Genomic DNA, 22,549 nt, shown 5'->3' on the forward strand with positions numbered 1-22,549 from the left:
AAGTTCTAATCAGAAGTGACTGGCGCGACTAAACCACTTCAACAACACCTTTGCCAAGCGTTGCGAATCGTGGCGGACATATCCGGTTTCTGGATCTTCCATCATGATATTGGCTCGAATTGCCCGTCGCCCTAATTGCATCACGGCTTCCGTATCAAATTCTACAGGATAAGATTTTTCCTGAGCGTAGCGCAGCAAGGCTTTAGCAGAGGGCGGATACTTTTGGACTAACACCGCATCAAACAGACGCCGACCGCACACGCGATCGATGGCGCGGATGTGATCGGCAACCGTGTAATCGTCTGTTTCTCCCGGCTGAGTCATAATGTTGCAGACATAGATACAGGGGATTTCCCGTGCGGCGATCGCATCAGCAATATCGGGCACTAACAGATTGGGAATCACGCTCGTGTAGAGGCTGCCAGGACCCACGATAATATAGTCTGCATCTGCGATCGCCGAGACCGCTTTTGGTACTGCCGGAGGATTTTCAGGAATACAGCCAATGTGAACAATCTTTCCGCCTGCTTCGGTAATATTCGACTCGCCTTCGATCCGGCGTCCGTCAGAGAGTTCGGCCCACAGCCGGACATCGCTCAGCGTGGCAGGTAGCACTTGACCTTGTACCGCTAACACTTTAGAACTCGCCGCGATCGCTTGCTCAAAATCTCCGGTTATCTCGCTGAGAACCGTGAGAAATAAGTTTCCGAAACTGTGCCCAACCAGTCCGTCTCCCGCTTTAAATCGATATTGAAATAATTCGGTTAACAGTTTTTCTTCATCGGCAAGAGCCGCGATACAGTTGCGAATATCGCCCGGAGGCAACACGCCAATCTCTCGACGCAACCGACCCGAAGAGCCGCCGTCATCTGCCACCGTAACGATCGCCGTGATGTTGGCACTCGCTTTTTTCAAGCCCCGTAGCAACGTTGACAGTCCGGTTCCCCCTCCGATCGCAACGATCTTTGCCCCCCGATTGAGCCGACGGTGTTGCAGCAGCACATCAATCAGTTCTTCGTCGCGCTCAGGCATCAACACTTCGGTAATCGACCCAAAGGTGCGAGTCTGACCCCAAAGAATCAGCAGGATGCCGAGCAGCAGTACGAGAGGCCCACTAATATAGCTGGGAACGACCCGAGTAATCGTTTCTAAGACATCGCTAGCAAACTGAGTGATGTAAAACACGGGCGTGAGCTTCACCCAAATCGCTGCACCGAGAGAAACGAGTAAAACTCCTCCCGCACTAATTAGCATCCAGCGTTTGACCGCCAGCCCTGGAGCCAGCCACTTAAACCATTGTCCGACCCAACTTGAGGTGAACGAGTGAGACTCGTGGCGGAGCGCTCGGACAGCTTGCTTGATGAAACGATTTGTCGTCATGTGGATCGACCTACGGACGATGAATATAGGGGCTGAATACGTGCAGGATAACCTAAGTTGTGCATTCTAATAGCTCAATCTGTCTCAAGGACGTTAGGGTGTGCCTGTAACTAAAGTGAATGACTCCCTAAGGGTCTTCAAAGGTTCTCTAACTGAACCGGAACTTTGCTAAAGCGGAATTAGTCACGCTCTCAGCAGGATTAAAAGTGAGAATGTTGGCGCGCGATTAGCGTAGAGCGCAACTCTGTAGGAACCGCGAGGAATGAGGAATGGAAGAATGACGATGATGAGAAAAAGAATGACTATGCTAAATTCATCGTCTTTGCAAAAGGTTGCTGCCAGCATTCCCTTTAATCCTATCCACCTAAATTTGACAGGCTACTCTCTCCATTAATCCTTCATCAATCGCAAGCAGATCCTTCATTGATCGCAAGACAATTTAGGCCAATCCTTCAGCAGACCGCTACCCTGGTAAGTAGCTACTTTGATAAATGGAGGGTGCAATCTCGCTCCAACATCGCAAAATAGCGTTAGATCATCTGTGTGCTACACGGGAATGGCTGAGCCGTTGATTGAATTAAGAGGAATCCGAAAGCAGTTTGGAGGAAATCTTGTCCTCGATCAGGCTGATGTGACCGTTTATCGAGGGGAGGCGCTGGCAATCATCGGACCGTCAGGAACCGGAAAGTCAACGGTACTCCGCCTAATAGCTGGATTAATTGCTCCTGATGAAGGAGAAATTTTTGTCGATGGGAAGCGGCGTAAGGGTTTGATTGAAGATGAACCCGATTCAATTCATGTCGGCATGGTGTTTCAGCAAGCTGCGCTGTTTGACTCGCTCACCGTTGGCGAAAACGTAGGATTTTTGCTGCACCAGCATTCTCGATTGTCTAGAAGACAGATTCGGGAGCTAGTAGACCACCGTTTAGAAATGGTGGGTTTGGCGGGAATTCGCGATCGCTACCCCGCAGAACTGTCTGGCGGCATGAGGAAGCGCGTCAGTTTTGCCCGGGCGGTGATGGCGAACCCGAATAAGCCGGACGACGCGCCTGACGTGCTACTCTACGATGAGCCAACCGCCGGACTCGACCCGATCGCGTCTACCGTGATTGAAGATCTGGTTCGTCATCTCCAGAGTAGCCAGCAAGGATGCCAGAGTTACGTTATGGTCACGCACCAGGAGAGTACGATTCGTCGCACTGCCGATCGCGTCTTGTTTCTCCATCGTGGCAGAGTGCAGTGGGAGGGCAAAACCCACGAACTCGACACGACGGATAATCCTCTAATTCGGCAGTTCTTTAGCGGTAGTGTAGAAGGACCTATTCAAGTGCTTGGGTAAGAGGTATGGCGTTGCGATCGCGAACCGTTCGAGAAGGATCAGTCGGCTTGTTGCTGCTTGTCGGAGCCGCTTTGTTTGGCGGCTTGGTGCTGTGGGTCAAAGGACTCAACCCGGCCAACCGCAGCTTTACGATCGTGGCTGATTTTGCGGTAATCAATGGAGTTCAAGCGGGAACGGCCGTGCGTTACCGAGGCGTGAATGTCGGCAAAATTAAAAGCACGGCTCCAGGAGCCAATGGTGTCGAGGTGCAAATTGAGGTGTCGCCCGCCGATCTGCTGATTCCTAGGGATTCTGAGGTGACGGTGAACCAGACGGGCTTACTCGGTGAAACGGTGGTGGACATCGTTCCGCGCCAACTGCTGGCAGAAGGCGCGATTCGCGCTGCACGCAACTCTAAAGGAAACGCGGGTGAACCCCTTGACCCAGACTGCAACCGGGATGTAATTTTGTGCGACGGTTCGCGCGTCAAAGGTCGCTTGGGCATCAGCACCGATGAGTTAATTCGAGCGACAATTCAGTTTGCCGATGCTTACAGCAGTCCGCAATTTACAGGCAACATCACAACCTTAACGAAAAATAGCAGTGAGGCAGCTGCTCAGATCGCTACCCTTAGCAAAGAAGTTACGGGGCTAGTGAAATCTGCTAGACAGGAAATCGGTACATTCTCAACAACGGCGCAATCGTTCTCAACGACCGCAGACTCTATCACTACAGCAGCAAATCAAGTGACGCTGACGGTGGGGCAAGTGAATGAGTTAGTGACCGCCAATCGAGCAACGCTGGTTTCAACGCTGGAAAATCTCAATGCAACAAGTACCCAATTGCGCGGTAGCATCTCAAGTTTGAGTCCAATTGTCAATCAGGTTCAACGAGGGCAACTGATTCAAAATTTAGAGACTCTTTCTGCAAATGCGGTTCAAGCGTCTGCTAATTTTCGAGATGTGTCAACCAGTTTGAACAATCCTGAAAGCATTACGTTGCTGCGGCAAACGCTTGATTCTGCAAGAGAGACGTTTCAGAACACGCAAAAAATTACTGCCGATTTAGATGAATTAACGGGTGATCCGGCGCTTCGTAATAACTTGAGAAACTTAATCAATGGTCTAAGTGGATTGGTGTCTTCAACCGATCAGCTTGAGAAACAGGCTCAGGTCGCTCAAATTCTAACGGTTCCGTCGCCCACTGCAAAGCTGCGTCCGTTCACCAAAGAAAACACTCAGCTTTCGGCAGAGTTTATGCCAGATTTTCAGTTTGATCCTAGTCCAGCCCCAACTCAACCTTAAACATGCCTTGGTTTGTCTCAGCCACTTTGACGAGTGCGATGGCTGTAGCAACTTATGCCGCGATCGCGTTCGTCGCGACAAATATTGATGACTTGGTGATGCTGATGCTGTTTTTTGCTCAGGTCAATCCGCAATTCAAAAAGCATCATATTTACGCGGGTCAATATTTGGGATTCACCGCATTAGTTTTATGCAGCTTACCAGGTTTTTTTGGCGGACTAGTTGTTTCTAAACCCTTGATTGGGTTACTGGGATTTGTGCCAATTGGGTTTGGAATTCGGAGTTTAATCACTCCAGAGGATCGTGATGAAGTTCAAGCAACGAGCGTGTCATGTAGAGGAATTTTTAAACGCATCAATCCTCAAATCTTTAACGTTGCTGCCGTTACGTTTGCTAATGGTGGAGATAATATCGGAATTTATATTCCACTCTTTGCAAGTAGTACTCTGACCAATTTGGTAATTGTTTTGAGCGTATTCTTCCTACTTGTTGGGGTGTGGTGCCTCATCTCAGATTGGTTAGCAGGACACCCAACTGTCGCGCCTATTCTCAGCCGCTATAGCCACATCTTTGTTCCTGTAGTTCTGATCGGTTTAGGCATCTATATTTTGATTGAGAACCAATCGTGGACGTTGATTTGGCGTTAAGGCGTTGGCTAACTCCAATCGTCTCGCTTTACACCACGACCTTTGTACACCTGCGATGTTTCATGAATCTGACGTGTCCGCTCATATAGCGCATCTTCGGTCAGCTTCCACTGCTTTAGAACCTGATCTAAATCTGTTTGAATGTCTCTAGCGCCTGGAAAGCCGTTGTAGCGAATCTTCAGACGGGCCAACTCAGCGAGATTGTAATCTGTCGGTTCGCCGCTGAGCAGGGCATCGACAATTTGGCGATCGCTGTTCCACAACGGATGCTGCTGGTCTTTTTGCTCTTGCGTCATAGAACTCGCCTCAAAACACCGTGACAGTATAGTACGCCAAGCATGAAATTGAAAATGAGAAGTCTATCTGCGATCGCCCACGAATATAGAAATGGATTGGATAAAAAGTCCTTTAGTCGCTTAACGATTGGACTGGAACTTTCTGAATTAAGACCCTCATTCAAGATAAGCTTTCAATCTGATTCTCAAGCCTAGAATCATAGGCACAAGCGACACTTCCACCTATGACATTGGATCGTGGATGATCTTCATCATGGGTAATCATTGTGGGCAAACAGGCGGAATTATGGGCTGTTTTCTAACACAAAGCACACTCTAATTGCCGCCTAAGACCCAAGGCAAAAGCTAGGCGAATCAGCGAAGTGTAGAGCGCAGCTCCAAAGGAACCGCTCCACTCGCTCGCATCCTATCTGTTTAAACCTAAGCGTTAGCTGCTGCATCACTAGGTTGTTCGGCTGCTTGTTCGGTTGCTTGTTGTTCGGCTGCCTGAGCTACACCCAAGCGGATTTCTGAGCAGAACGATGCCATGCTGAAGCCGCCAAACCGCTTTAAAATGCTGTGACGCAAGCGCACGTTGGGGCTTTCAAACCAAAGGCGTTCTTTTGAGTACATACTTTCGTACTCAGTCACGAGCGTCAGTTCATTACTGTCGTTGATGTGATAGCTTCCTGCGACTGGAGCTTTCTCGGCATAGCCCATTTCTCGCAGCAGCTTTCCTTCTTGCGGATTTTCAGGATCTGCGATCGGCACAAGCACCGTTGAGCCATCGTGTTTTTCCTTATCCCAATCCATTGTGCCGTCCCATGTAACTCGCGCTCCACATGAAGCGGTGGCAGGGTCAACATTATGCTGTTCGCACAGTTGGATTACGGCAGGGTCAGTCTTGTCGAGCAATTCGATTTGAATATTCGATTTTCCAGCCTCTTGTTGCTTAAACGCTAGATGATGGCTAGTTCGCATCGATGACCATTTCCCAGCGCTCTGTTGAAAAAACTCGACAATATCCATGAACAATCCTATGGGTGACTTTAATATGTAATAACCCTTATTTTAGAAGATTAGGAGAGGGAATTCGAGCTTTGGATGGCATCAGGATCGGAGTGATTCAGCACTACAGGGGAAGAAAATGATGCATGATTGCAGGACTAGAGTAACCTAACCGCTTCAGATTGACAGCGTTGAATGGCACTTGCAAACGTCACGATCGCAGTGTGCAGAGCGCTCGATAGTTCAGCGTCAGAGGCAATTCCGGCGGCGTCAAGGTTCTGACCTAGAAGAGGGACGGTGATCGAGGCGGCAGGGATGACCCGCCCCGCCATTACAGTCACGATTTCAGTTAAAGACGCTTGAGCATGAATCGCTCGTGGTGATGCATTGAGTAATGCAATCGGCTTGCCCACAAACTCTTCTCCATTGACCAGCCAATCGAGGGCGTTCTTCAACACACCCGGTACACCATGTGCATATTCTGGGCTGGAGATCAGCAACCCGTCAGACCATTGCACTTGCTGACGTAGATCAGTGACAGATGGCGGTTCAGTGGGTTCAAGATCGGGATTGAAGTGCGGTAAAGCGCCGAGTCCTTCGTACAATTTAACTTCGAGGTTCTCTGGTGCTAACGCGATCGCAGCTTGCAGTAGCGCCGTATTTGATGAAACCTTTCGGAGGCTTCCTGAAATCGCCAGAATATGGAGTGTTGTGGGCTTCGTTTCTCCAGGCATAGTTTCTTCAGACATAGGTTTCAGGGCTGCTTCTAGTATTAACCTTGAGCTTGCCCGTTCTTCCTGATTCCCGCAAGAGGTCAGTGAGGGTGAGGAGACAAGATATAGAGAGATGCTCTACCAGAGCGCCTCTCTACAAAGAGGGGCGTGAGTTACTGACTAGAACGAAAACGTAGTGCGGATTACAGGCACGATCGCAGTATTGTTGGCACTCGATCCTTCTGGGTTAAACACCGCAAATACACCGGGCGTAACACTTATGTTGTCGCTTACCTGGAAGTTAAAGTAGCCTTCTAAGTGATAGGGAATCCGATTTTCGGGATTGAGGGCTAAACCACTGGTTTGAACTCGCTTCAGCGGTTGACCAAAGGTAATTCCAGCCGAGTTGCCTTTTTTGAAAATGTCTTTGACGTGCAAGCCTACTAGCCAGGAGTTGAAATTCGTGGAAGCGTTGACATCGACTAAATCGCTGAAGATATAGGTATAAGATCCTGCCAGCGTAAGCTTCGGAGAAAGGCGGAAAGCAACTGACGCGCTAACGGTGTTGAGCTGAATACCTTCATCGAGATTTGCAACTGTGAAGCCTCCCGGCAACGCGATCGCGCCGATATCTGAACTGCTCAAGCCCGTTCCCAAGATATTGATCTGGTGGTAGCTGTGGGCGTAGTTGAGACCGATGTCGATCGCGGGAGATGGCTTAACCGTGAGTTGTGCGGCTGCTACATAACTACCACCAAACACCCCTGCGCCGAGCGGTGTTCCGCCCGCGAGTCCATTGTTGGCTGGAAGGTTAGCGTTGACTGAGCCGTAGAGCGCTCGCAGATCGATCGCATCTGAGATATTGAAGATAAAGCCTGCGGCGGCAGCGAGTCCAGTTTGTGACGTTCCGCCGGAAACGCGTTGAGCAGCAGGAAGAGCCGCAAAGCGAGAAATTGCGCCTTGCCCTTCACTGGCAAACGGCAAGATTGACGGAAACGCATCCGAAACTTCGGCATTTGTTCCGACAAAAGCGGTGAGTTTGTTCGCAACCGGAAAAACATACAGCAGCTTGTAGAGGATGAGGCTATTGTCTGCGCCTTTTGCCGTCAAGGTTGACGGATCAGCCGTAGGAAACTGAGGCCCATAGGAAAGCTTCACATTACTCGAACTGCCAAATACTGGATCAGCGTAGCCCAGGGTTTGAGCAAGGCTGCTACCACTACCGACAAGTCCGCTGGCACCGAAGTTCTGAGCTTGTAGCCCAGTGATTAACGCGTCTTTACCTGTGAAACTCGTCTTTAGATTCAGGCGAACTCGATTGTTAAAAGCGACATTGGCATCTTGACCATTGGGGACTGCCCCGTAAGCGCTGGCCAGGCTGAAGATTGCTTCTCCTTGCAGTTTGGTTGTGGTGGAGAATTGTTGCTTCTCCAGGGTGGTGGTGCGAGTTTCAAGGGCATCCATGCGACCGCGCAAGGCAGCGAGTTCTGTGACGAATTCGTCTTGCAGTTTTTGTAGGGTTGCCAAGTCTTCTTTCCTGACTAAATCTGAGGTCGATGCGGCGATTAGTTCGTTGACGCGATCGAGACACGCGTTCAAGCCTGCCGCAAACTCATAGCGGGTGAGCGCACGATTACCGCGATAGGTGCGATCGGGATAGCCCGCGATGCAACCATAGCGCTCCACAAGCGATTGCAACGCTTGAAATGCCCAATCGGTTGGACGCACATCCGAAAGTTGGGAGACTGAAGTGACTTGTCCAGAATCTGTATCGATCGCTGAAGCTTGATTGAGTTGCGACACCGAAGGCACTGTTTCAGGAATGGATTGAGCTTCAGAAATAGATTGAGCTTCAGGGATAGATTGAGAAACACTGTTTGTTTCTTTAACAGGTGCTGCGATCGCTGGATTGACAGCAATTACTCCTCCGGAAACCTGCGACGCGATCGCGCCCGCTAATCCACCAATCAAGCTCATCTGTAGCCGTAAACCGAACTGCCTCATTACAATCTCCTCACCGCAACCATATAGAATATATTAATTTTGCTTATAGGTTTCCTAAAACACCCATAAGTTCATTAATTTCTAAATTAGGGGTTAGAGTGTCGCAATGGAATAGAAACACCTTCGGAATTGTTAGTGTCTTTAATAGAGAAAATTCAATGAATCACTCAATGTCTTAGGAAACTTCCAATAGTGACCAACGATAAACGGATGGTTGACGCGATCGCGCCAGTCTGACTGTCCCGCACACAGCATCTTAACCATCTCAAAGTAAATCTCCGATTCTTAGATGAAATCGGAGATCTTTGCTAGCAGAGGATGCAATTTATTCAGGCGCTCTACTTAATTCGTTACGACACATTAAAGCTGTTCGACCGTGGCTCTCAGTCCTTGATTCATCAACGTTTGTAGAAGTTCATGGGCTTTGCTGCGATCGCTAAAAACTCCTGCTTGCAGCACACTTTGTCCGCTCCGAAAGACAGGAAACGAACCTGGAACCGCAGATTGAATTTGAGCCTGTTCACCCTCGCTGCGGGCTTGCACCACGACTCGATAGCGAAGTCCAAACGCCAGATCTTGCCTCACTGGAGCAGCAGACCGTTTGGGAGAGACGGGTGCGCCGCGCCAAACCTTAACCGATGATCCTGCCGTTCGACCGACAGGGATTGACGCTTTGGGCACACGTAAGGTGCCTGATGCCGAAACCGCACCACGAGAAGTAGGCCGATCAACCCTAGAGGACATCGCTTGAAATCGACGAGATGGCGAAGTTTTTGTAGAGTTACGCACTGCCCTAATCGTCTCAGGAGGAGGAACCGGAATGTTAATGGCACCGTCCGAGCCGCGACGAGCTATTGGCTCTGCCAAGCTTCGAGGGATCGCGCTATTTAGTTGGAAGGCAGATTGATTGGAAGCGGTACTAAAATTCGAGGGAGCCGGAACAGGAATCTCAATCCGAGCAACTTGAGATTTTGACTGCTTAGAAAGCGGTACTCGTCTACTGCGCGATGAAGAAACCGCAGGGCGTGACTTCTTAGAAATCGGCGCGACAACGGTTGTGCCCTTAAAGGATGCGGAAGGCTGGCTGGGCGAAAATCGAGCGGGCACAACTCTCGGTAGAGACCGCCCATAGCTTTGAGCAGATGCGACGCTAATCGGAGCATCTGCTACAGCGGGCGTATTGGAGAAATCCAATTGTCCGATCGTCTTATTTCCGGTCATTTGATTGCCAAACGCTGGAATTTTTTGAACGCTTTTCTGAGTGTTGAGATCAAACTGTCCGTTATCTGTAAAGGTGTTGTTGCCAGGGTCGGCGGACGTACCTAAGTTCGGTCGAGACTGCGCGATCGCGACCATGCCATCCCGTGCGTTGCCATCAACGATATTGTTTCGCAGAATCGGTTGCGCTTTCCCTTGAATCACAATGCCATCTTTGTTCTGCGTAATGCGATTGCCAACAATTCGAGGGGCCGCGCTTTGGGCAATGTTGATGCCAAACCCGGTCTGCTCAAAAATGTTGTCGTGCAGTTCTGGGCGCGAGGTTCCGTAAACCGTGATGCCGTTTGCACCGTTTTGATAGAAATAGTTGTTGCGAAGAATTGGAGCACTGCTCCCGACTACAGATGCCCCATCATGACCATTTTTAGTAAACGTGTTGTCACTGATCACAGGACTCGTGGATTCAGTCCACAACCCGTAGCCTTGAGCGTCAGGGTTAGAAACAGTAACGCCCGTTAAGCCTGACTGATTTGCACCGACAATGGTGACACTTTGCCGCGCAAAGGTACGACTCAAAAAGATACCACCGCCTTGAATCAGAACGGTTTGCCCGCGATCACGAGGCTCTCCTTTGATCGTTGTCCCCGGCTTCATTTGCAGTGGAAATGCTTCACCTGTTTGCGCACTATACGTCCCTGGAGCTAACAGAATGATCGTATTTGGTTGAACGATTTGCAAGGCGCGAGTAATGGTTTTGAGCGGCGATCGCACGCTACCCTCAGCAGTATCAACTCCAGCGTTTGAATTGACAAACAAATAATTGTATTGAGGGGACGAATCGGAGGCTTGAGCGAGTTGAATCGGTTGGGCGATCGGTTGAGCAATGGCATGGGATGCACCGCCAAATAACATAACTCCAGAGACGCCCAGCGTTAATACAACACTGGAAGACGGCTTTTCAGGTGAAACTTTACTCACAATCTTTCTCCTATACACGGCAGTAGGATGGCTTTGACTAGAAATAAGAACTAGAAACAAAAACGACCGCAAAAGTACTGATAAAATTCAGCCTTTGATCACTGAGGAGAGCGAATTCCTCATCCGGTTGTCCGTAGGGCATGAGGGCGAAAATGCCTAATGGAAGTTCATGGTAATTGAGTTTTTAAAAACCGCTTCATTTTTGACCAAGGAGTTAGCTGAATTCAGTATTAACCCTTAAGTTATAAAGAATGTCACAATTCAAAATGCCCGACTCCCTCTCGCTGCTAGGATGAGACATTAATCGGTTTGCGCCAATGGACAAAACAGAGCCCGTTCTCCCATCTATGCAACCAGCTTTATACCGAATTTTGGATGCCAATCTTGATCGCGCCCGTGAAGGATTGCGGGTGATAGAAGAATGGTGTCGGTTTGGCCTGAACCACTCCCACTTCACCAACCAGTGCAAACACTTACGACAAGAACTCGCCACTTGGCATCACAGCGATCTGCGATCGGCACGCAACACCCCAGACGATCCGGGTACAGAATTAACCCATCCCAACGAAGCCACGCGAGGCACAATTGAGCAGGTCTTGCAGGCCAATTTTTGCCGCGTCGAAGAAGCGCTGCGGGTGTTAGAAGAATACGGCAAAGTCTACAGCCAAGACATGACCGCATCGCTCAAACAAATGCGCTATCAGGTTTACACGCTCGAAAGCCAACTGATGGCACAGCATCGGCATCAAAAGTTGCGTCAGTCCCTGCTGTATTTGGTCACGTCGCCTTCCGAAACGCTGTTTGCAACCGTGGAGTCGTCGTTGCAGGGAGGACTCAGCCTTGTTCAATATCGCGACAAAGACTCAGATGATTTGACGCGACTGAGTAATGCTCGAACATTACGGCGGCTGTGCCACGAGTACGGAGCACTATTTATTGTTAACGATCGTATCGATTTAGCCCTAGCTGTCGATGCCGATGGCGTTCACCTCGGACAAGACGATTTGCCGATAGAATTAGCCCGTCAGATGCTGGGGTCTCAACGGCTGATCGGACGTTCCACGCACAGTGCCGATGATCTTTACCGCGCCATTCAAGAAGGTGCAGACTATGTTGGCGTGGGTCCCGTCTACGAAACGCCAACCAAAGCAGGCAGACCTGCTGCCGGACTAGAGTACGTGCGTCATGCGACCGAAGAGTGTCCGATTCCTTGGTTTGCGATCGGGGGCATTGACGCGAACAATGTCCACGAGGTTCTATCTGCCGGGGCACAACGCATTTCTGTTGTCCGGGCGATTATGGCCGCAGAGCAACCGACACTGGCAGTGCAATATTTCATGGCGCAACTGGAGCAAAAACGTCGGCTTAAAACACCCAACTTTGTCAAGCAAGATTCAATGACTGATCCGTGGATGACATAGATATGAACAAAAATAGTAGAGAAGAAAAATAGTGAGGGAGAACCAGCGCATGTCTGAGCAAATCACGCTTCAGGTGAATGGTGAATCTAAAACCTGTGAACCAAATCTGCATCTGCCAAATTTTCTAGAGCAACTCGGCTTGAACCCTCGACTTGTCGCCGTAGAATACAACGGCGAAATCTTGCATCGACAGTACTGGGATACAACCGAAATCAAGGAGCGCGATCGCTTAGAAATTGTGACGATCGTCGGCGGTGGATAGGGCGCTCATGTCCGTCTCTTTTAGTACGGTAATCTCCCCTCAAACCTACTACTTAAGGCATTTTCAACCCCTATAGAAGGCGATACAGTAGAGGAGTAGAAAAGCTTAAAGCACTGTAACAAGGTATAAAGCTCGACGTTTAGAACACAAGCATTTGCGTCTAGGCGAGCTAACTGGGACTACGCTATGAAAACACCAAAATCTTTCTTTAAATCACTCATCCGACCCCTGATTGCGCTGGGATTGGCTCTCACGCTGGCACTGGGTCATGCTGATGGTGCGCTTGCAGCGCGCACGGGTGGTCGCATCGGTGGAGGCTCTTTTAGAGCACCTAGCCGGACCTTCACGCCTAGTCGCGGCGGCTATCCTGGTGGAGGATATCCTGGCGGTGGCGGCTACTATCCACGCGGCGGCGGTGGGTTCTTCCCCTTCCTCTACTTCCCGTTCTTTGGCGGCGGTGGCAGCCTATTCACCCTGTTTATCTTCATCTCGATCGCAGGCTTTCTGCTACAAAGCTTCCGACGAGCAACAGAAGGCAACGATCTAGACTACACGACCAATCCATCTGTTTCGGTTGCGAAAGTCCAAGTTGGCTTACTAGCCCAAGCTCGGAGTTTGCAAACAGACCTCGATCGCATTGCTCAACGCGCCAATACTGACTCGTCCGAAGGGTTGGCACAAGTGCTGCAGGAGACGACTCTTTCGCTGCTGCGCCACCCCGAATACTGGGTGTATGGCGCATCGGAAGCTCATCAAGCCCGCTTAGAAGCAGCCGGTGCAGAATTCAATCGCCTAGCTTTGTTTGAGCGGAGCAGATTTACAGCAGAAACCCTGTCTAACGTGAATGACCAACTGAAGCAAGCTTCTCAAGACAGCAACGCGTTGACGGTGGCTGAGCGAGGCGGTGCGTTAGCTGAAGCACCCGGTGAGTATATTGTTGTCACCCTGTTAGTCGGCACTCAGGGCAAGCTACAGCTTCCTACGATTAATAGCTCTGATGACCTGAAGCGTGCCCTCAGCCAGTTGGGGAGCGTCTCCGGCGATCAGCTTCTAGCTCTTGAAGTGCTATGGACGCCTCAAGCTGAAGGGGATGTGTTGACCCGCGATGATGTGTTGGCAGAATATCCTAACTTGAAGCTTGTATAAGTCTAAATTCTGCTTTTGAACACGTTTTTGAACACTGAGTCTGAACATTGGGCTGAACGTATATTTTACGTCCAGCCCGATTTTTTGTCCTAGCTTCTTGCTTACCAGTCTTCGTCTGAACCAAAAAAGAACTGATTGTCAGACGAGAATCCGGGTGACTTCCAAACAGTCATTTCTTTGTCAGGACAAGTTTCTACACCTTCGCCAATGCCATAGGGATGCATTCCGCAAACCAACAGCGCATCGCCATATACCTGTCCGTGGAAGTGACGACAGCCGACGCATCCTAAGTGCTGTTTGAGCAATGGATCGACGGTTTGAAATACAGGTTGAGTGGCTTCCCCGACCATACTTTCGATGCCGAAGTAGGCTTCTAGAACGGGGCTAACCCACTCTGTTACGTATTGCTCAATTTCGTCAGTAAAAACGTTATTAAGTTGTGTTGAGACTTCTTCAGAAATAACAATAAATGTCTCTGCAACTTCCGCCATATCCTGAGCCACTTCAGCGAAAAAATCTCCGATGTGTCCTGCCATCGTGTCTAGCATTTCAGACCAGTCTTTTTGCCATTCATTCATAACGACTTTGCCGGGTTTATAACTCAAGTAAAATCAATATCTCGCCGTTTGAGTGAAGCGTGAACGACTTGAAATCTCTACGCCGAGAGAGTTTAGGGCGAGATGATGTCTGCATCATACCTCGAATTAAAGTCGATCGCCGTAACAGAATATTTCTTCAATAACTAAGCAAAACCTAATCAAAATGCTGCTCACGTTAGAGGTTAATTGAAGAAGTTTTTTTTAGAGTAAATGTAGAATTTTTGTGGAGTTGGTTTCTATGAATAACGCGATCGCATCTTTCATTCTGATCGTTTTACTTTGCACTCTGATCTTTTCCCCATTTTCCGCGTTAGCGATGCTAATGCTCGTCATGTTCGTCGCAGCACTCGTTAGCCTAGTGTCGACTCTCACTCATGCTGTTTTGGGCCACGACTCTGGCACGCCGCAAACCGATAAAAAATAGGTTTGTTTCTCAACGCGAAAATCAAGAATGGAAAAATCAAGTCATTTCAATCGAGCTTAACATCGTGCTTAACGTAGTAAAGTAACTTCAAGTCGGGCACTTCAGTCAAGTTTGCTTTAGGGTTCCAGTGGATTTGTTGCCCGATAGATGTTTCTATCGCTTTAGAAGCCGATACAATATAGAGCTTTACTCATTTTTCTGAGCCTGAGTGAAATCCATGAAGTCTTACTTTGCCGCCGCAATTCAAATGAACAGCCTGCCAGATTTGCAAAAGAATCTGGTTCAGGCAGAAGAGTTGATCGATGTTGCCGTCCGACGAGGGGCAGAACTCGTGACGCTGCCAGAGAACTTTTCGTTTCTGGGTGATGAAGTGGCGAAAATGACCCAAGCCGACGCGATCGCGCAGGAAAGCGAGAAATTTCTCAAAACCGTCGCGCAACGCTTTCAGATCACGATCTTAGGCGGCGGGTTTCCGGTTCCGGTAGGCAATGGCAAAGTTTACAATACGGCGCTGTTGGTTGGCCCCAACGGTCAAGAACTAGCCCGCTACGAGAAAGTTCACTTGTTTGATGTGAATGTGCCCGATGGCAACACCTATCGCGAATCAGAAACGGTTTTAGCTGGAATGCGGATCCCGCCGATTTACCCGTCTAAAGAATTGGGCAGTTTGGGGCTGTCGGTCTGCTATGACGTGCGGTTTCCAGAACTTTACCGTCAAATGTCTCAGTTAGGGGCAGAAGTGCTGTTTGTTCCCGCCGCGTTTACGGCGTACACGGGCAAAGACCATTGGCAAGTGTTGCTACAAGCTAGAGCCATCGAGAATACCTGCTATGTGATTGCGCCCGCTCAGACGGGCCGCCACAATGCCGTGCGGCAGTCTCACGGACACGCAATGATCATTGACCCTTGGGGCATGATTTTGGCAGATGCGGGAGAAGAGGTGGGAGTTGCGATCGCCGAAATTAGGCCAACTCGCCTTGAGCAAGTCCGGCGGCAGATGCCCTCATTACAGCATCGCGTGTTTGTCTAGTCAGACCTCCTGCGGGGATGGAGAAATGTGGGCATTGAGAAATGTTACAGAGTCTGTACCATGGGAAGCAGTGTTACTGCTTTGACTGATGAATAATTTCTCGTCACTAATCTCCACTCCAGTTCAAATCTTGTCGCCAATTGTCGCGAATGCTGAGCCAGAAAGTGGTTCCCTTGTTTTAGCAGGCGTGTTGCTGAGCCTAATCGTGGTTTACTTAGCCAGCAAAATTGGTGGCGAAATCTGTGCCCGTATGGAGCTACCGGCGGTTCTCGGGGAACTTCTAGCGGGCGTTGTGGTTGGCGTTTCTGCGCTGCACTTACTCGTCTTTCCAAGCGCTGATCTAACGGCGAGTCAGTCGATGGTAATGCAGCTATTGCAACTAACGGCTCATCTTGACCCCGCCCCGCTCACCACGACCTTTGAGGTGCAGAGCGAAGTCCTCTCGACCTTGGCAGAAATGGGCGTGATCATTCTGCTGTTTGAGATTGGGCTAGAGTCTGATCTCAAAGAACTGATTCGAGTCGGACCGCAAGCCGCGATCGTGGCAGTCGTGGGAGTGGTAGTTCCGTTTGCGTTGGGCACAGCCGGTCTAATGCTGCTATTCGGCGTTTCATCAGTTCCAGCCATTTTCGCAGGGGCAGCACTAACGGCAACTAGCATCGGCATCACGGCCAGGGTGCTGGCAGAAATTCAGCGGCTCAACTCCAAAGAAGGACAAATTATCATCGGGGCAGCCGTCTTAGACGACGTATTGGGCATCATTGTGCTTGCCGTGGTTGCGAGTTTGGCAAAGACCGGACAAGTCGAAATTGGGAACGTCATTTATCTGATTGTGAGCGCTGGGGTCTTTTTGGTTGGAAGCCTTTGGCTCGGACTCTTGCTTAATCCGTTTCTGGTGTCTCTCATCAACGAACTGAGAACGCGGGGACAACTGTTGATCACCGCCCTAGTTCTGACCTTTGTTTTAGCGGATGTTGCGGTTGTAATTCAGCTAGAAGCCATCTTAGGGGCATTTGCGGCGGGGTTGATTTTGGCAGAAACTGAGAAGCGCACCGAGCTGCAAGAGCAAGTTGCGCCCATCTCAGATATGCTCGTGCCCATTTTCTTTGTCGTGGTTGGCGCACGCACCGATTTGAGCGTGCTCAATCCATTTGTACCCAGCAATCGTGAAGGATTGATTATGGCTGCCTTCTTGGTCGCGGTTGCGATCGCGGGTAAAGTTGTCACCGGATTTACTATTTTTGGGCAACCAGAGCTAAATCGACTCGCGATCGGGGTCGGTATGATTCCTAGGGGCGAGGTGGGCTTGGTGTTTGCCTCAGTCGGTGCAACTACTGGAACATTACCCGAAGCCCTGCAAGCCGCCGTGATTGTGATGGTGATTTTGACTACGTTTCTAGCGCCACCGCTATTACGGGTTGTCTTTACCAACGGTGACTCTGTAGGACAAGAGGACGACCTCGCAATTGAAGGAATTGCCCCCTCTGAACTTCTAGAACCAGGCATTGTTCAACAGGATGACTAGGTACAACGCCAGTCCCAGAGTGCTAAGCACCTGAACGGAGTAGCGCTGAGCCACATCAGCTCTTCTAAAATTGCGCTCTGGGCTAATCTCATCTTTATAATTTCTTTGCAATTAGAACAATGAACCCTAGAAAATAGTTTGATTCTTAAGCATCTATATTAAAATGCTGTAGCCAAATCGCTCACTGCCCCACCCATCGGTAGAAGCACCCTCAGGCTCTTAACGTGTCTTACTAATTGGTCGCAAATTCTTATGCCAGCAGTCATCGAAGCGCTTGTCCAATCTCTGCGAAACTTCAGCGTTCAGCTTTACGTCCGCATCGTTCGAGAGCTTAAAATTTTGCTGAGCTGAGCAGAATTTCCAGAATAGGGTGCAGTCGTGGTGAATATTGGGAAGGTTATTTTTGAATGACCAATCTGATCTCAAGTTTTGGTTCACGGCTGCCCTAAATTGTTAGCTTCGATAGATCAAGAGCTTATCTATCAGGGGTCACAGCAACCATGTAATCGTGTGTGTGAGAAGACTAAATGGGGGAAATGCGGCGCTTTAACTAAGGCAATCATTCATCATTTCGCCTCGCTATTTCTAGCTAAGACTCTGCACCAAATGTAGCAATTTGAAAGCGCGGGTTTGAGTGTTTGCAGGTTCAAAGCAGGGCGACGCGATGCACACAAGGAGAACGACATTGAAACGCGATCAGGTCAACAATCAACGAAACTGGAGAGGGCTAAATTCTTATTTATATTCTTTATTACCCCTTGTTTTCTTTTTCCTAACCTCGCCTGCCGAGGCAGCGAGACTGCAATCTTGGCGGTTTGATGCGGCTCAAAATCGCCTCGACTTTACAACCGATGATGGGGTACAGCCCAGAGCGCAACTGATTGCAGATCCGACGCGACTAATTATTGATCTGCCCGGAACGACTTTGGGGCGTCCTGCTGTCACCCAGTCTTATGGAGGGGCGATTCGCTCTGTGCGGGTAGGGCAATTTGAGCGAGGAACGACTCGGATCGTGATGGAACTTGCTCCTGGCTATACGCTTGACCCGGCGCAGGTGAAATTTCGCGGAACAACGGCTCAGCAGTGGTCGGTGCAAGTACCAACACCTCAATTTGCGGGTACTAATTCGGAAGTAGCGCAACTGCCGACGTCGCCCAGCGGTCGTCCGCCTCTCACTAGCCTCCCTCCAAGCAGCAATCGGCCCTTGCTCAGTCGTGGAGGCACTCAGATTCAAAGCATTCAGGCGACCCAAGACGGCTTCTTTCTGCGAACCACAGAAGGGCAAGCGCAAATCCGATCGCTTAGAAGCAGCGATCGCCGCCAGATGTATATTGATATTTACGGAGCAACACTCGCTTCCAGCGCTTATCCTCGCGATTTATCGGTGAACCAAAATGGAGTGAGCCGGTTGCAGGTGTCACAGTTTCAAGCCTCGCCGCCTGTAGTGAGGGTGGCATTATCTTTATCCCCCGATAGCCCCAACTGGGAAGCTTCGATGAGCGGCACGGGCATTACAGGCGGTATTGTGGTTCTGCCCCAAACGTCTGGGTCTAGCTCCATTCCGACAGCTGAATTGCCGCGATCTCAAAGTCAGTTACCTGGATCACAAGCTCAGTCGGGAACTGCCAAAATTCAGTCGGTGGAATACGACGCAGCCGCCAGTCAGCTTCTGATTCGAGCCGATCAGCCTATTACCTACACATCAGGGTGGGACAGAGCCACCGGAGCGTATCGAATTACGGTTCCATCGGCGAGACTAGACAGCAACATTCAAGGGCCGCGACTGCCCAGCAACAGCCCCCTGCTGCAAGTCCGGATTCGCCAAGAGGACACGAATGTGGCGATTTTGATGACGCCTGCCTCTGGTGTTCAAGTCGGAACTCCTAATCAGCCCAGTCGTCAACTCGTGTCGCTCTCGCTTCGACGAAGCGCTCTGTTGTCTCCCCCAAATCCGACTCCGGGTTCCTCCATTCCTGTTCCTCCGGCCACCAGTCCAAATCCGGTTCAGCCGCGCCCCCGCACACCAAATGGTCGTTTAGTGGTGGTGATTGATCCAGGACATGGAGGACCTGATCCGGGCGCAGTCGGCATTGGCAACATTTACGAGAAAAATGTTGTTTTAGACATCAGCCGTCAAGTGGCGGCGCTGTTAGAGCAGCAGGGCATTCAAGCGATTCTGACTCGCCCCGACGATCGAGATTTAGATTTAGAACCACGAGTGGCGATCGCACAACGCGCCAACGCGACCATTTTTGTCAGCATTCATGCCAATGCGATCAGCATGAGTCGCCCCGATATTAATGGCTTAGAGACGTATTACTTCTCGTCTGGCGCAGGTCTGGCACAGTCGATTCACAGCAGCATTTTGCAGGCGACCGGAACGCGCGATCGCGGCGTCCGCAAAGCCCGATTCTACGTGATTCGGAAAACCTCAATGCCGTCTGTCTTAGTTGAGACAGGCTTTGTGACGGGGGCAGAAGATGCGCCCAAGTTAGCCACGCCTGGTTATCGACAGCAGTTAGCTCAAGCGATCGCGCGGGGCATTATTCAATACTTGCGTTAGCGCAATCAGACTTGAGCCTCTAGGGAATTGCGCCTAGGCTTAGAATTTCGTATGGTGTGAATTATTTGTGGTGTGGAGTTCAAACTTTAGAATATGAAGAATCAAACATCTGATGCGGTTAGACGAGCAGAGTCAATGCTCCATGCCTCATCGCAAAGCTCCGATCTGATTGGGGTGTTTGATAGTGGAGTGGGCGGCTTAACCGTGTTGCGTGAACTCTATCGCCAACTGCCAAACGAATCGATTTTATATTTCGGAGATACAGCGCGATTGCCTTATGGAACGCGATCGCGCTTAGAAATTGAACAATTTGTGCGGGAGATCTTGGTGTGGATGACGGCACATCGCGTCAAGATGGTGATCATGGCGTGCAATACGAGTTCGGCTTTAGCGATCGAAACGGTTCGCCAAGAATTTCCGGGATTGCCTATTTTGGGCGTTATTTTGCCCGGTGCGCGGGCAGCGGTTCAGAAAGGCAAGCGGATTGGGGTGATTTCGACTCCGGCTACGGCCCAAAGTGATGCCTACCGTCAGGCTATTTTAGAAGTCGATGCGACGGCACACGTGTGGCAAGTCGGCTGTCCTGAATTTGTGCCCCTGATCGAACAAGGTCGAATTAATGACCTCTATACTTATCAAGTTGTCGAGCAGTATTTGCGGCCGTTACTAGAGCAGGAAATTGATACCTTAGTGTATGGCTGTACTCACTATCCGCACTTGGCTCCTGTAATTCGGTCGATTGTACCTAAGTCAGTACAATTGGTTGATCCGGCATCTCATGTGGTTTTAGCAGCGGCTCAAGAGTTAGATGTGTTGGGTCTGCGGCATACTCGCCCACCAAAGCCGACTCGATTTTATGTGAGTGGCGATCCGCATCCATTTGTTCAGATTTCTCGTCAATGGTTAGGCTGTACCCCATGTGTGGAGCAAGTGCGGTTGCCAGAGGTTGCGGAGCAGGTAGCAAGTTAAACGGGAGCAGCGCTTTTGCTTAGTACGATCGCGGCTAAGGCTATAAGCAGCTAGGTTAACTAGCTGCTTTAGATCAAATCACGGTGTATGAAATTGAAACAGTTCCTCTAACAGGATGTAGAGCTTGCTATCGGCTGCTAGTTGGTCTAGTGACAGGAATGCTAGGTAAATAAACCGTTTCGCCATTCAACAGAGCATACACGCTCTTATTGGGATAAGCTTTCTTGTTCCACTGCAAGTTCGCGATCGCTTGCTCCTGGTTCCAATTTGGCTCAAACCCGACGCGCAGTCCACCCCAAAATAACTCGTAGCCAACTTTCTGACCGTTGAGAATTCCCTCAACTCGTTTGTTGGGATAAGCTTTTTTGTTCTGTTGCAGGTTTGCGATCGCTTGCTCCCGACTCCAGCTTGGCTCAAATCCAACTCTCACACCATCCCAAAACAGTTCATAGCCAATCTTTTGACCGTCAAAATAGCCTTCGACTTTTCGATTAGGATATGTTTTCTTCGCTAACTCTAGGTGAGTGACTGAATCTCGGCGCGACCAACTCGGCGATCTTGCAACTAGCTCACCATCCAAATAATACTCATATCCCTTCGCACCCAGATGGCGATCGTCTGACAACATGGTGCGATTGGGAAAATTCAACGTAATCGCTTCTCTTTGGCAATTGCCTGCATTACAAACTTGAGCAACACCCTGTAATTGTGGCGGTCTTGAGTAAGGAGTAACGCATCCTTCTACCCGAAGACGACCCTTGGCAGTGTCCATTCCACCAAATACCGGACAGCCACCTTCGACCGGAAGGGCAACTTTTTGACTAGTGAGTGACCCTGACTGAGTGTAAAGAGAATAGTCACTCGTGTTTGCCTCAACACAAACATTGATGCCCATTGCAGGAACGCATTGAATGAAGTTAGAGTCTGCGTGTGCAGCCCGTGCTCCTACAAGTGTAAACAGAGGAATACTAATGTTTAAGAGTGCGAAAACGGCTAGAGATTTCCGAGATTTGAGGAATTGAATTGCAGACATGATTGAAGCTCCTTTGTGAGAACGTTGGTACTTGTAATAAAAGATTTTTCTGAGATGTCGTCTGGTTTGTTAATTGATTAGCAACCGCTTCTCTCAGAACACTTTCAATTTACTGGCTTATCTGATGCGGGTCGATAACTATAAATTGAGGAAAGTTAAGGAGCTTGTTAGGTAGGTTTGCTAGAAAAGTTAGGATAAATTAGTAAGTTTTAAATGACTATTAGGTTCAGAATTAATGAAAAAAGCTCCTACCGGAGTAGGAGCGCTCGTGGATTCTTCAGCTTTAGAAAACAAGAATTTGAGCTATTTAACGTGTGACACCTTGCAGTTTTGACACTGCCAGCAGCTTTTGGCGAACTGGAAGCCCTGCAAAGCCATCAGGAACAAATCCATAACGTCGTTGGAACTCCTTAATAGCTGCGATCGTACGAGGCCCATAAAACGGTTGATTTTTCGGTAGGTTGGCTCCCACGACTTGATTCAGTTCTGCCTGAAGTACTCGCATTTCTCGCTCTGCCATCGCCATTGTTTTTGCACCCACAATACCGTCTACTTGAAGTTTGAAATACTTTTGAAAGTCTTCGATCGCATCGCGGGTGACTCGATCAGTTAGTGGGTTGTTGTTAGTTGATATGGGATCGGTCAATTCACCTTCTGGAACGTAACCGAATCCTAAACCATTTAGAATGCTGCGGAATTGTGCGTTGGTGTAAGCCATAATTGATGCTCCTT

21 protein-coding genes are annotated in these 22,549 nt (G+C 49.6%); 11 read left to right on the forward strand and 10 right to left on the reverse strand.

Features of this window, described 5'->3' with window-relative positions; genetic code table 11:
* Positions 1-9: 9 nt before the first annotated feature.
* Positions 10-1,380 carry a gluconeogenesis factor YvcK family protein gene (locus AC5JLB_RS11180; protein WP_495873908.1) on the reverse strand — a complete coding sequence of 457 codons (1,371 nt, stop codon included), beginning with the start codon at positions 1,378-1,380 and terminating at the stop codon, positions 10-12.
* A gap of 556 nt (positions 1,381-1,936) precedes the next feature.
* On the opposite strand from AC5JLB_RS11180, the gene AC5JLB_RS11185 reads away from it, so the two are divergent.
* Genes AC5JLB_RS11185 through AC5JLB_RS11195 form a run of 3 tightly spaced genes read left to right on the forward strand, consistent with a single transcriptional unit; the run spans position 1,937 to position 4,649 of the window.
* The gene (locus AC5JLB_RS11185; protein ID WP_495873909.1) at positions 1,937-2,719 is read left to right on the forward strand and encodes an ABC transporter ATP-binding protein; all 783 of its coding nucleotides are present in this window, start codon (positions 1,937-1,939) and stop codon (positions 2,717-2,719) included.
* 5 nt (positions 2,720-2,724) lie between these two features.
* Positions 2,725-4,002 carry an MlaD family protein gene (locus tag AC5JLB_RS11190; RefSeq protein ID WP_495873910.1) on the forward strand — a complete coding sequence of 426 codons (1,278 nt, stop codon included), beginning with the start codon at positions 2,725-2,727 and terminating at the stop codon, positions 4,000-4,002.
* A 2-nt stretch (positions 4,003-4,004) separates the two neighbouring features.
* Entirely contained in the window at positions 4,005-4,649 is a 645-nt protein-coding gene (locus AC5JLB_RS11195; RefSeq protein ID WP_495873911.1) for a cadmium resistance transporter, read from the forward strand.
* Between the two features lie 8 nt (positions 4,650-4,657).
* On the opposite strand, the gene AC5JLB_RS11200 is transcribed toward AC5JLB_RS11195, so the two are convergent.
* The 6 genes from AC5JLB_RS11200 to AC5JLB_RS11225 form a co-directional block, all read right to left on the reverse strand.
* Complete coding sequence (locus AC5JLB_RS11200; protein ID WP_495873912.1) at positions 4,658-4,945, reverse strand: DUF3288 family protein; 288 nt, start codon at positions 4,943-4,945, stop codon at positions 4,658-4,660.
* Positions 4,946-5,365: 420 nt separating this feature from the next.
* Positions 5,366-5,953, reverse strand: a complete 588-nt coding sequence (locus AC5JLB_RS11205) for a phycobiliprotein lyase (protein ID WP_495873913.1) — start codon at positions 5,951-5,953, stop codon at positions 5,366-5,368.
* A 137-nt stretch (positions 5,954-6,090) separates the two neighbouring features.
* Positions 6,091-6,681 (reverse strand): NADPH-dependent FMN reductase, encoded by a 591-nt coding sequence (locus AC5JLB_RS11210; RefSeq protein WP_495873914.1) that lies wholly within the window; start codon positions 6,679-6,681, stop codon positions 6,091-6,093.
* A gap of 144 nt (positions 6,682-6,825) precedes the next feature.
* Positions 6,826-8,649 carry an iron uptake porin gene (locus tag AC5JLB_RS11215; protein WP_495873915.1) on the reverse strand — a complete coding sequence of 608 codons (1,824 nt, stop codon included), beginning with the start codon at positions 8,647-8,649 and terminating at the stop codon, positions 6,826-6,828.
* Positions 8,650-8,790: 141 nt separating this feature from the next.
* Positions 8,791-8,913: a hypothetical protein gene (locus tag AC5JLB_RS11220; protein ID WP_495873916.1), complete on the reverse strand. Its 123-nt coding sequence runs from the start codon at positions 8,911-8,913 to the stop codon at positions 8,791-8,793.
* A gap of 96 nt (positions 8,914-9,009) precedes the next feature.
* The gene (locus AC5JLB_RS11225; protein WP_495873917.1) at positions 9,010-10,845 is read right to left on the reverse strand and encodes a DUF1565 domain-containing protein; all 1,836 of its coding nucleotides are present in this window, start codon (positions 10,843-10,845) and stop codon (positions 9,010-9,012) included.
* 347 nt (positions 10,846-11,192) lie between these two features.
* Between AC5JLB_RS11225 and AC5JLB_RS11230 the strand changes: the two genes are divergently transcribed.
* The 3 genes from AC5JLB_RS11230 to AC5JLB_RS11240 all read left to right on the forward strand — a co-directional run bounded on the left by AC5JLB_RS11230 (position 11,193) and on the right by AC5JLB_RS11240 (position 13,674).
* Complete coding sequence (locus tag AC5JLB_RS11230; RefSeq protein WP_495873918.1) at positions 11,193-12,266, forward strand: thiamine phosphate synthase; 1,074 nt, start codon at positions 11,193-11,195, stop codon at positions 12,264-12,266.
* Between the two features lie 49 nt (positions 12,267-12,315).
* Positions 12,316-12,528: a sulfur carrier protein ThiS gene (thiS, locus tag AC5JLB_RS11235; protein ID WP_495695648.1), complete on the forward strand. Its 213-nt coding sequence runs from the start codon at positions 12,316-12,318 to the stop codon at positions 12,526-12,528.
* A 186-nt stretch (positions 12,529-12,714) separates the two neighbouring features.
* Positions 12,715-13,674 carry a DUF1517 domain-containing protein gene (locus AC5JLB_RS11240; RefSeq protein ID WP_495873919.1) on the forward strand — a complete coding sequence of 320 codons (960 nt, stop codon included), beginning with the start codon at positions 12,715-12,717 and terminating at the stop codon, positions 13,672-13,674.
* 101 nt (positions 13,675-13,775) lie between these two features.
* Here the strand turns inward: AC5JLB_RS11240 and AC5JLB_RS11245 are convergent, their stop codons facing one another.
* Entirely contained in the window at positions 13,776-14,252 is a 477-nt protein-coding gene (locus AC5JLB_RS11245; protein WP_495873920.1) for a hypothetical protein, read from the reverse strand.
* A gap of 259 nt (positions 14,253-14,511) precedes the next feature.
* Between AC5JLB_RS11245 and AC5JLB_RS11250 the strand changes: the two genes are divergently transcribed.
* The 5 genes from AC5JLB_RS11250 (at position 14,512) to murI (ending at position 20,784) form a co-directional block, all read left to right on the forward strand.
* Positions 14,512-14,697: a hypothetical protein gene (locus tag AC5JLB_RS11250; RefSeq protein WP_495873921.1), complete on the forward strand. Its 186-nt coding sequence runs from the start codon at positions 14,512-14,514 to the stop codon at positions 14,695-14,697.
* Positions 14,698-14,914: 217 nt separating this feature from the next.
* Positions 14,915-15,727, forward strand: a complete 813-nt coding sequence (locus tag AC5JLB_RS11255; protein WP_495873922.1) for a carbon-nitrogen hydrolase family protein — start codon at positions 14,915-14,917, stop codon at positions 15,725-15,727.
* Positions 15,728-15,815: 88 nt separating this feature from the next.
* A complete protein-coding gene (locus AC5JLB_RS11260) occupies positions 15,816-17,252 on the forward strand; it encodes a cation:proton antiporter (RefSeq protein WP_495873923.1) in 1,437 nt (478 codons plus the stop codon).
* 685 nt (positions 17,253-17,937) lie between these two features.
* Positions 17,938-19,815, forward strand: a complete 1,878-nt coding sequence (locus AC5JLB_RS11265; protein ID WP_495873924.1) for an N-acetylmuramoyl-L-alanine amidase — start codon at positions 17,938-17,940, stop codon at positions 19,813-19,815.
* 93 nt (positions 19,816-19,908) lie between these two features.
* Positions 19,909-20,784, forward strand: coding sequence for a glutamate racemase (gene murI, locus AC5JLB_RS11270; protein WP_495873925.1), 876 nt, complete (start codon positions 19,909-19,911; stop codon positions 20,782-20,784).
* Between the two features lie 127 nt (positions 20,785-20,911).
* Here the strand turns inward: murI and AC5JLB_RS11275 are convergent, their stop codons facing one another.
* Positions 20,912-21,817 (reverse strand): hypothetical protein, encoded by a 906-nt coding sequence (locus AC5JLB_RS11275; protein WP_495873926.1) that lies wholly within the window; start codon positions 21,815-21,817, stop codon positions 20,912-20,914.
* Positions 21,818-22,124: 307 nt separating this feature from the next.
* On the reverse strand, positions 22,125-22,535 hold the full coding sequence (locus tag AC5JLB_RS11280; RefSeq protein ID WP_495873927.1) for a peptidoglycan-binding domain-containing protein: 411 nt from the start codon (positions 22,533-22,535) through the stop codon (positions 22,125-22,127).
* Between the last annotated feature and the right edge of the window lie 14 nt (positions 22,536-22,549).

Source organism: Myxacorys chilensis, assembly GCF_059505265.1.

Coding starts and splice junctions, on each gene's coding strand:
- AC5JLB_RS11280 (WP_495873927.1), bottom strand. CDS start 22,535: ATGGCTTACACCAACGCACAATTCCGCAGCATTCTAAATGGTTTAGGA.
- AC5JLB_RS11275 (WP_495873926.1), bottom strand. CDS start 21,817: ATGTCTGCAATTCAATTCCTCAAATCTCGGAAATCTCTAGCCGTTTTC.
- AC5JLB_RS11250 (WP_495873921.1), top strand. CDS start 14,512: ATGAATAACGCGATCGCATCTTTCATTCTGATCGTTTTACTTTGCACT.
- AC5JLB_RS11260 (WP_495873923.1), top strand. CDS start 15,816: ATGAATAATTTCTCGTCACTAATCTCCACTCCAGTTCAAATCTTGTCG.
- AC5JLB_RS11200 (WP_495873912.1), bottom strand. CDS start 4,945: ATGACGCAAGAGCAAAAAGACCAGCAGCATCCGTTGTGGAACAGCGAT.
- AC5JLB_RS11195 (WP_495873911.1), top strand. CDS start 4,005: ATGCCTTGGTTTGTCTCAGCCACTTTGACGAGTGCGATGGCTGTAGCA.
- AC5JLB_RS11205 (WP_495873913.1), bottom strand. CDS start 5,953: ATGGATATTGTCGAGTTTTTTCAACAGAGCGCTGGGAAATGGTCATCG.
- AC5JLB_RS11255 (WP_495873922.1), top strand. CDS start 14,915: ATGAAGTCTTACTTTGCCGCCGCAATTCAAATGAACAGCCTGCCAGAT.
- AC5JLB_RS11190 (WP_495873910.1), top strand. CDS start 2,725: ATGGCGTTGCGATCGCGAACCGTTCGAGAAGGATCAGTCGGCTTGTTG.
- murI (WP_495873925.1), top strand. CDS start 19,909: ATGAAGAATCAAACATCTGATGCGGTTAGACGAGCAGAGTCAATGCTC.
- AC5JLB_RS11240 (WP_495873919.1), top strand. CDS start 12,715: ATGAAAACACCAAAATCTTTCTTTAAATCACTCATCCGACCCCTGATT.
- thiS (WP_495695648.1), top strand. CDS start 12,316: ATGTCTGAGCAAATCACGCTTCAGGTGAATGGTGAATCTAAAACCTGT.
- AC5JLB_RS11185 (WP_495873909.1), top strand. CDS start 1,937: ATGGCTGAGCCGTTGATTGAATTAAGAGGAATCCGAAAGCAGTTTGGA.
- AC5JLB_RS11245 (WP_495873920.1), bottom strand. CDS start 14,252: ATGAATGAATGGCAAAAAGACTGGTCTGAAATGCTAGACACGATGGCA.
- AC5JLB_RS11220 (WP_495873916.1), bottom strand. CDS start 8,913: ATGGTTAAGATGCTGTGTGCGGGACAGTCAGACTGGCGCGATCGCGTC.
- AC5JLB_RS11230 (WP_495873918.1), top strand. CDS start 11,193: ATGCAACCAGCTTTATACCGAATTTTGGATGCCAATCTTGATCGCGCC.
- AC5JLB_RS11210 (WP_495873914.1), bottom strand. CDS start 6,681: ATGTCTGAAGAAACTATGCCTGGAGAAACGAAGCCCACAACACTCCAT.
- AC5JLB_RS11215 (WP_495873915.1), bottom strand. CDS start 8,649: ATGAGGCAGTTCGGTTTACGGCTACAGATGAGCTTGATTGGTGGATTA.
- AC5JLB_RS11180 (WP_495873908.1), bottom strand. CDS start 1,380: ATGACGACAAATCGTTTCATCAAGCAAGCTGTCCGAGCGCTCCGCCAC.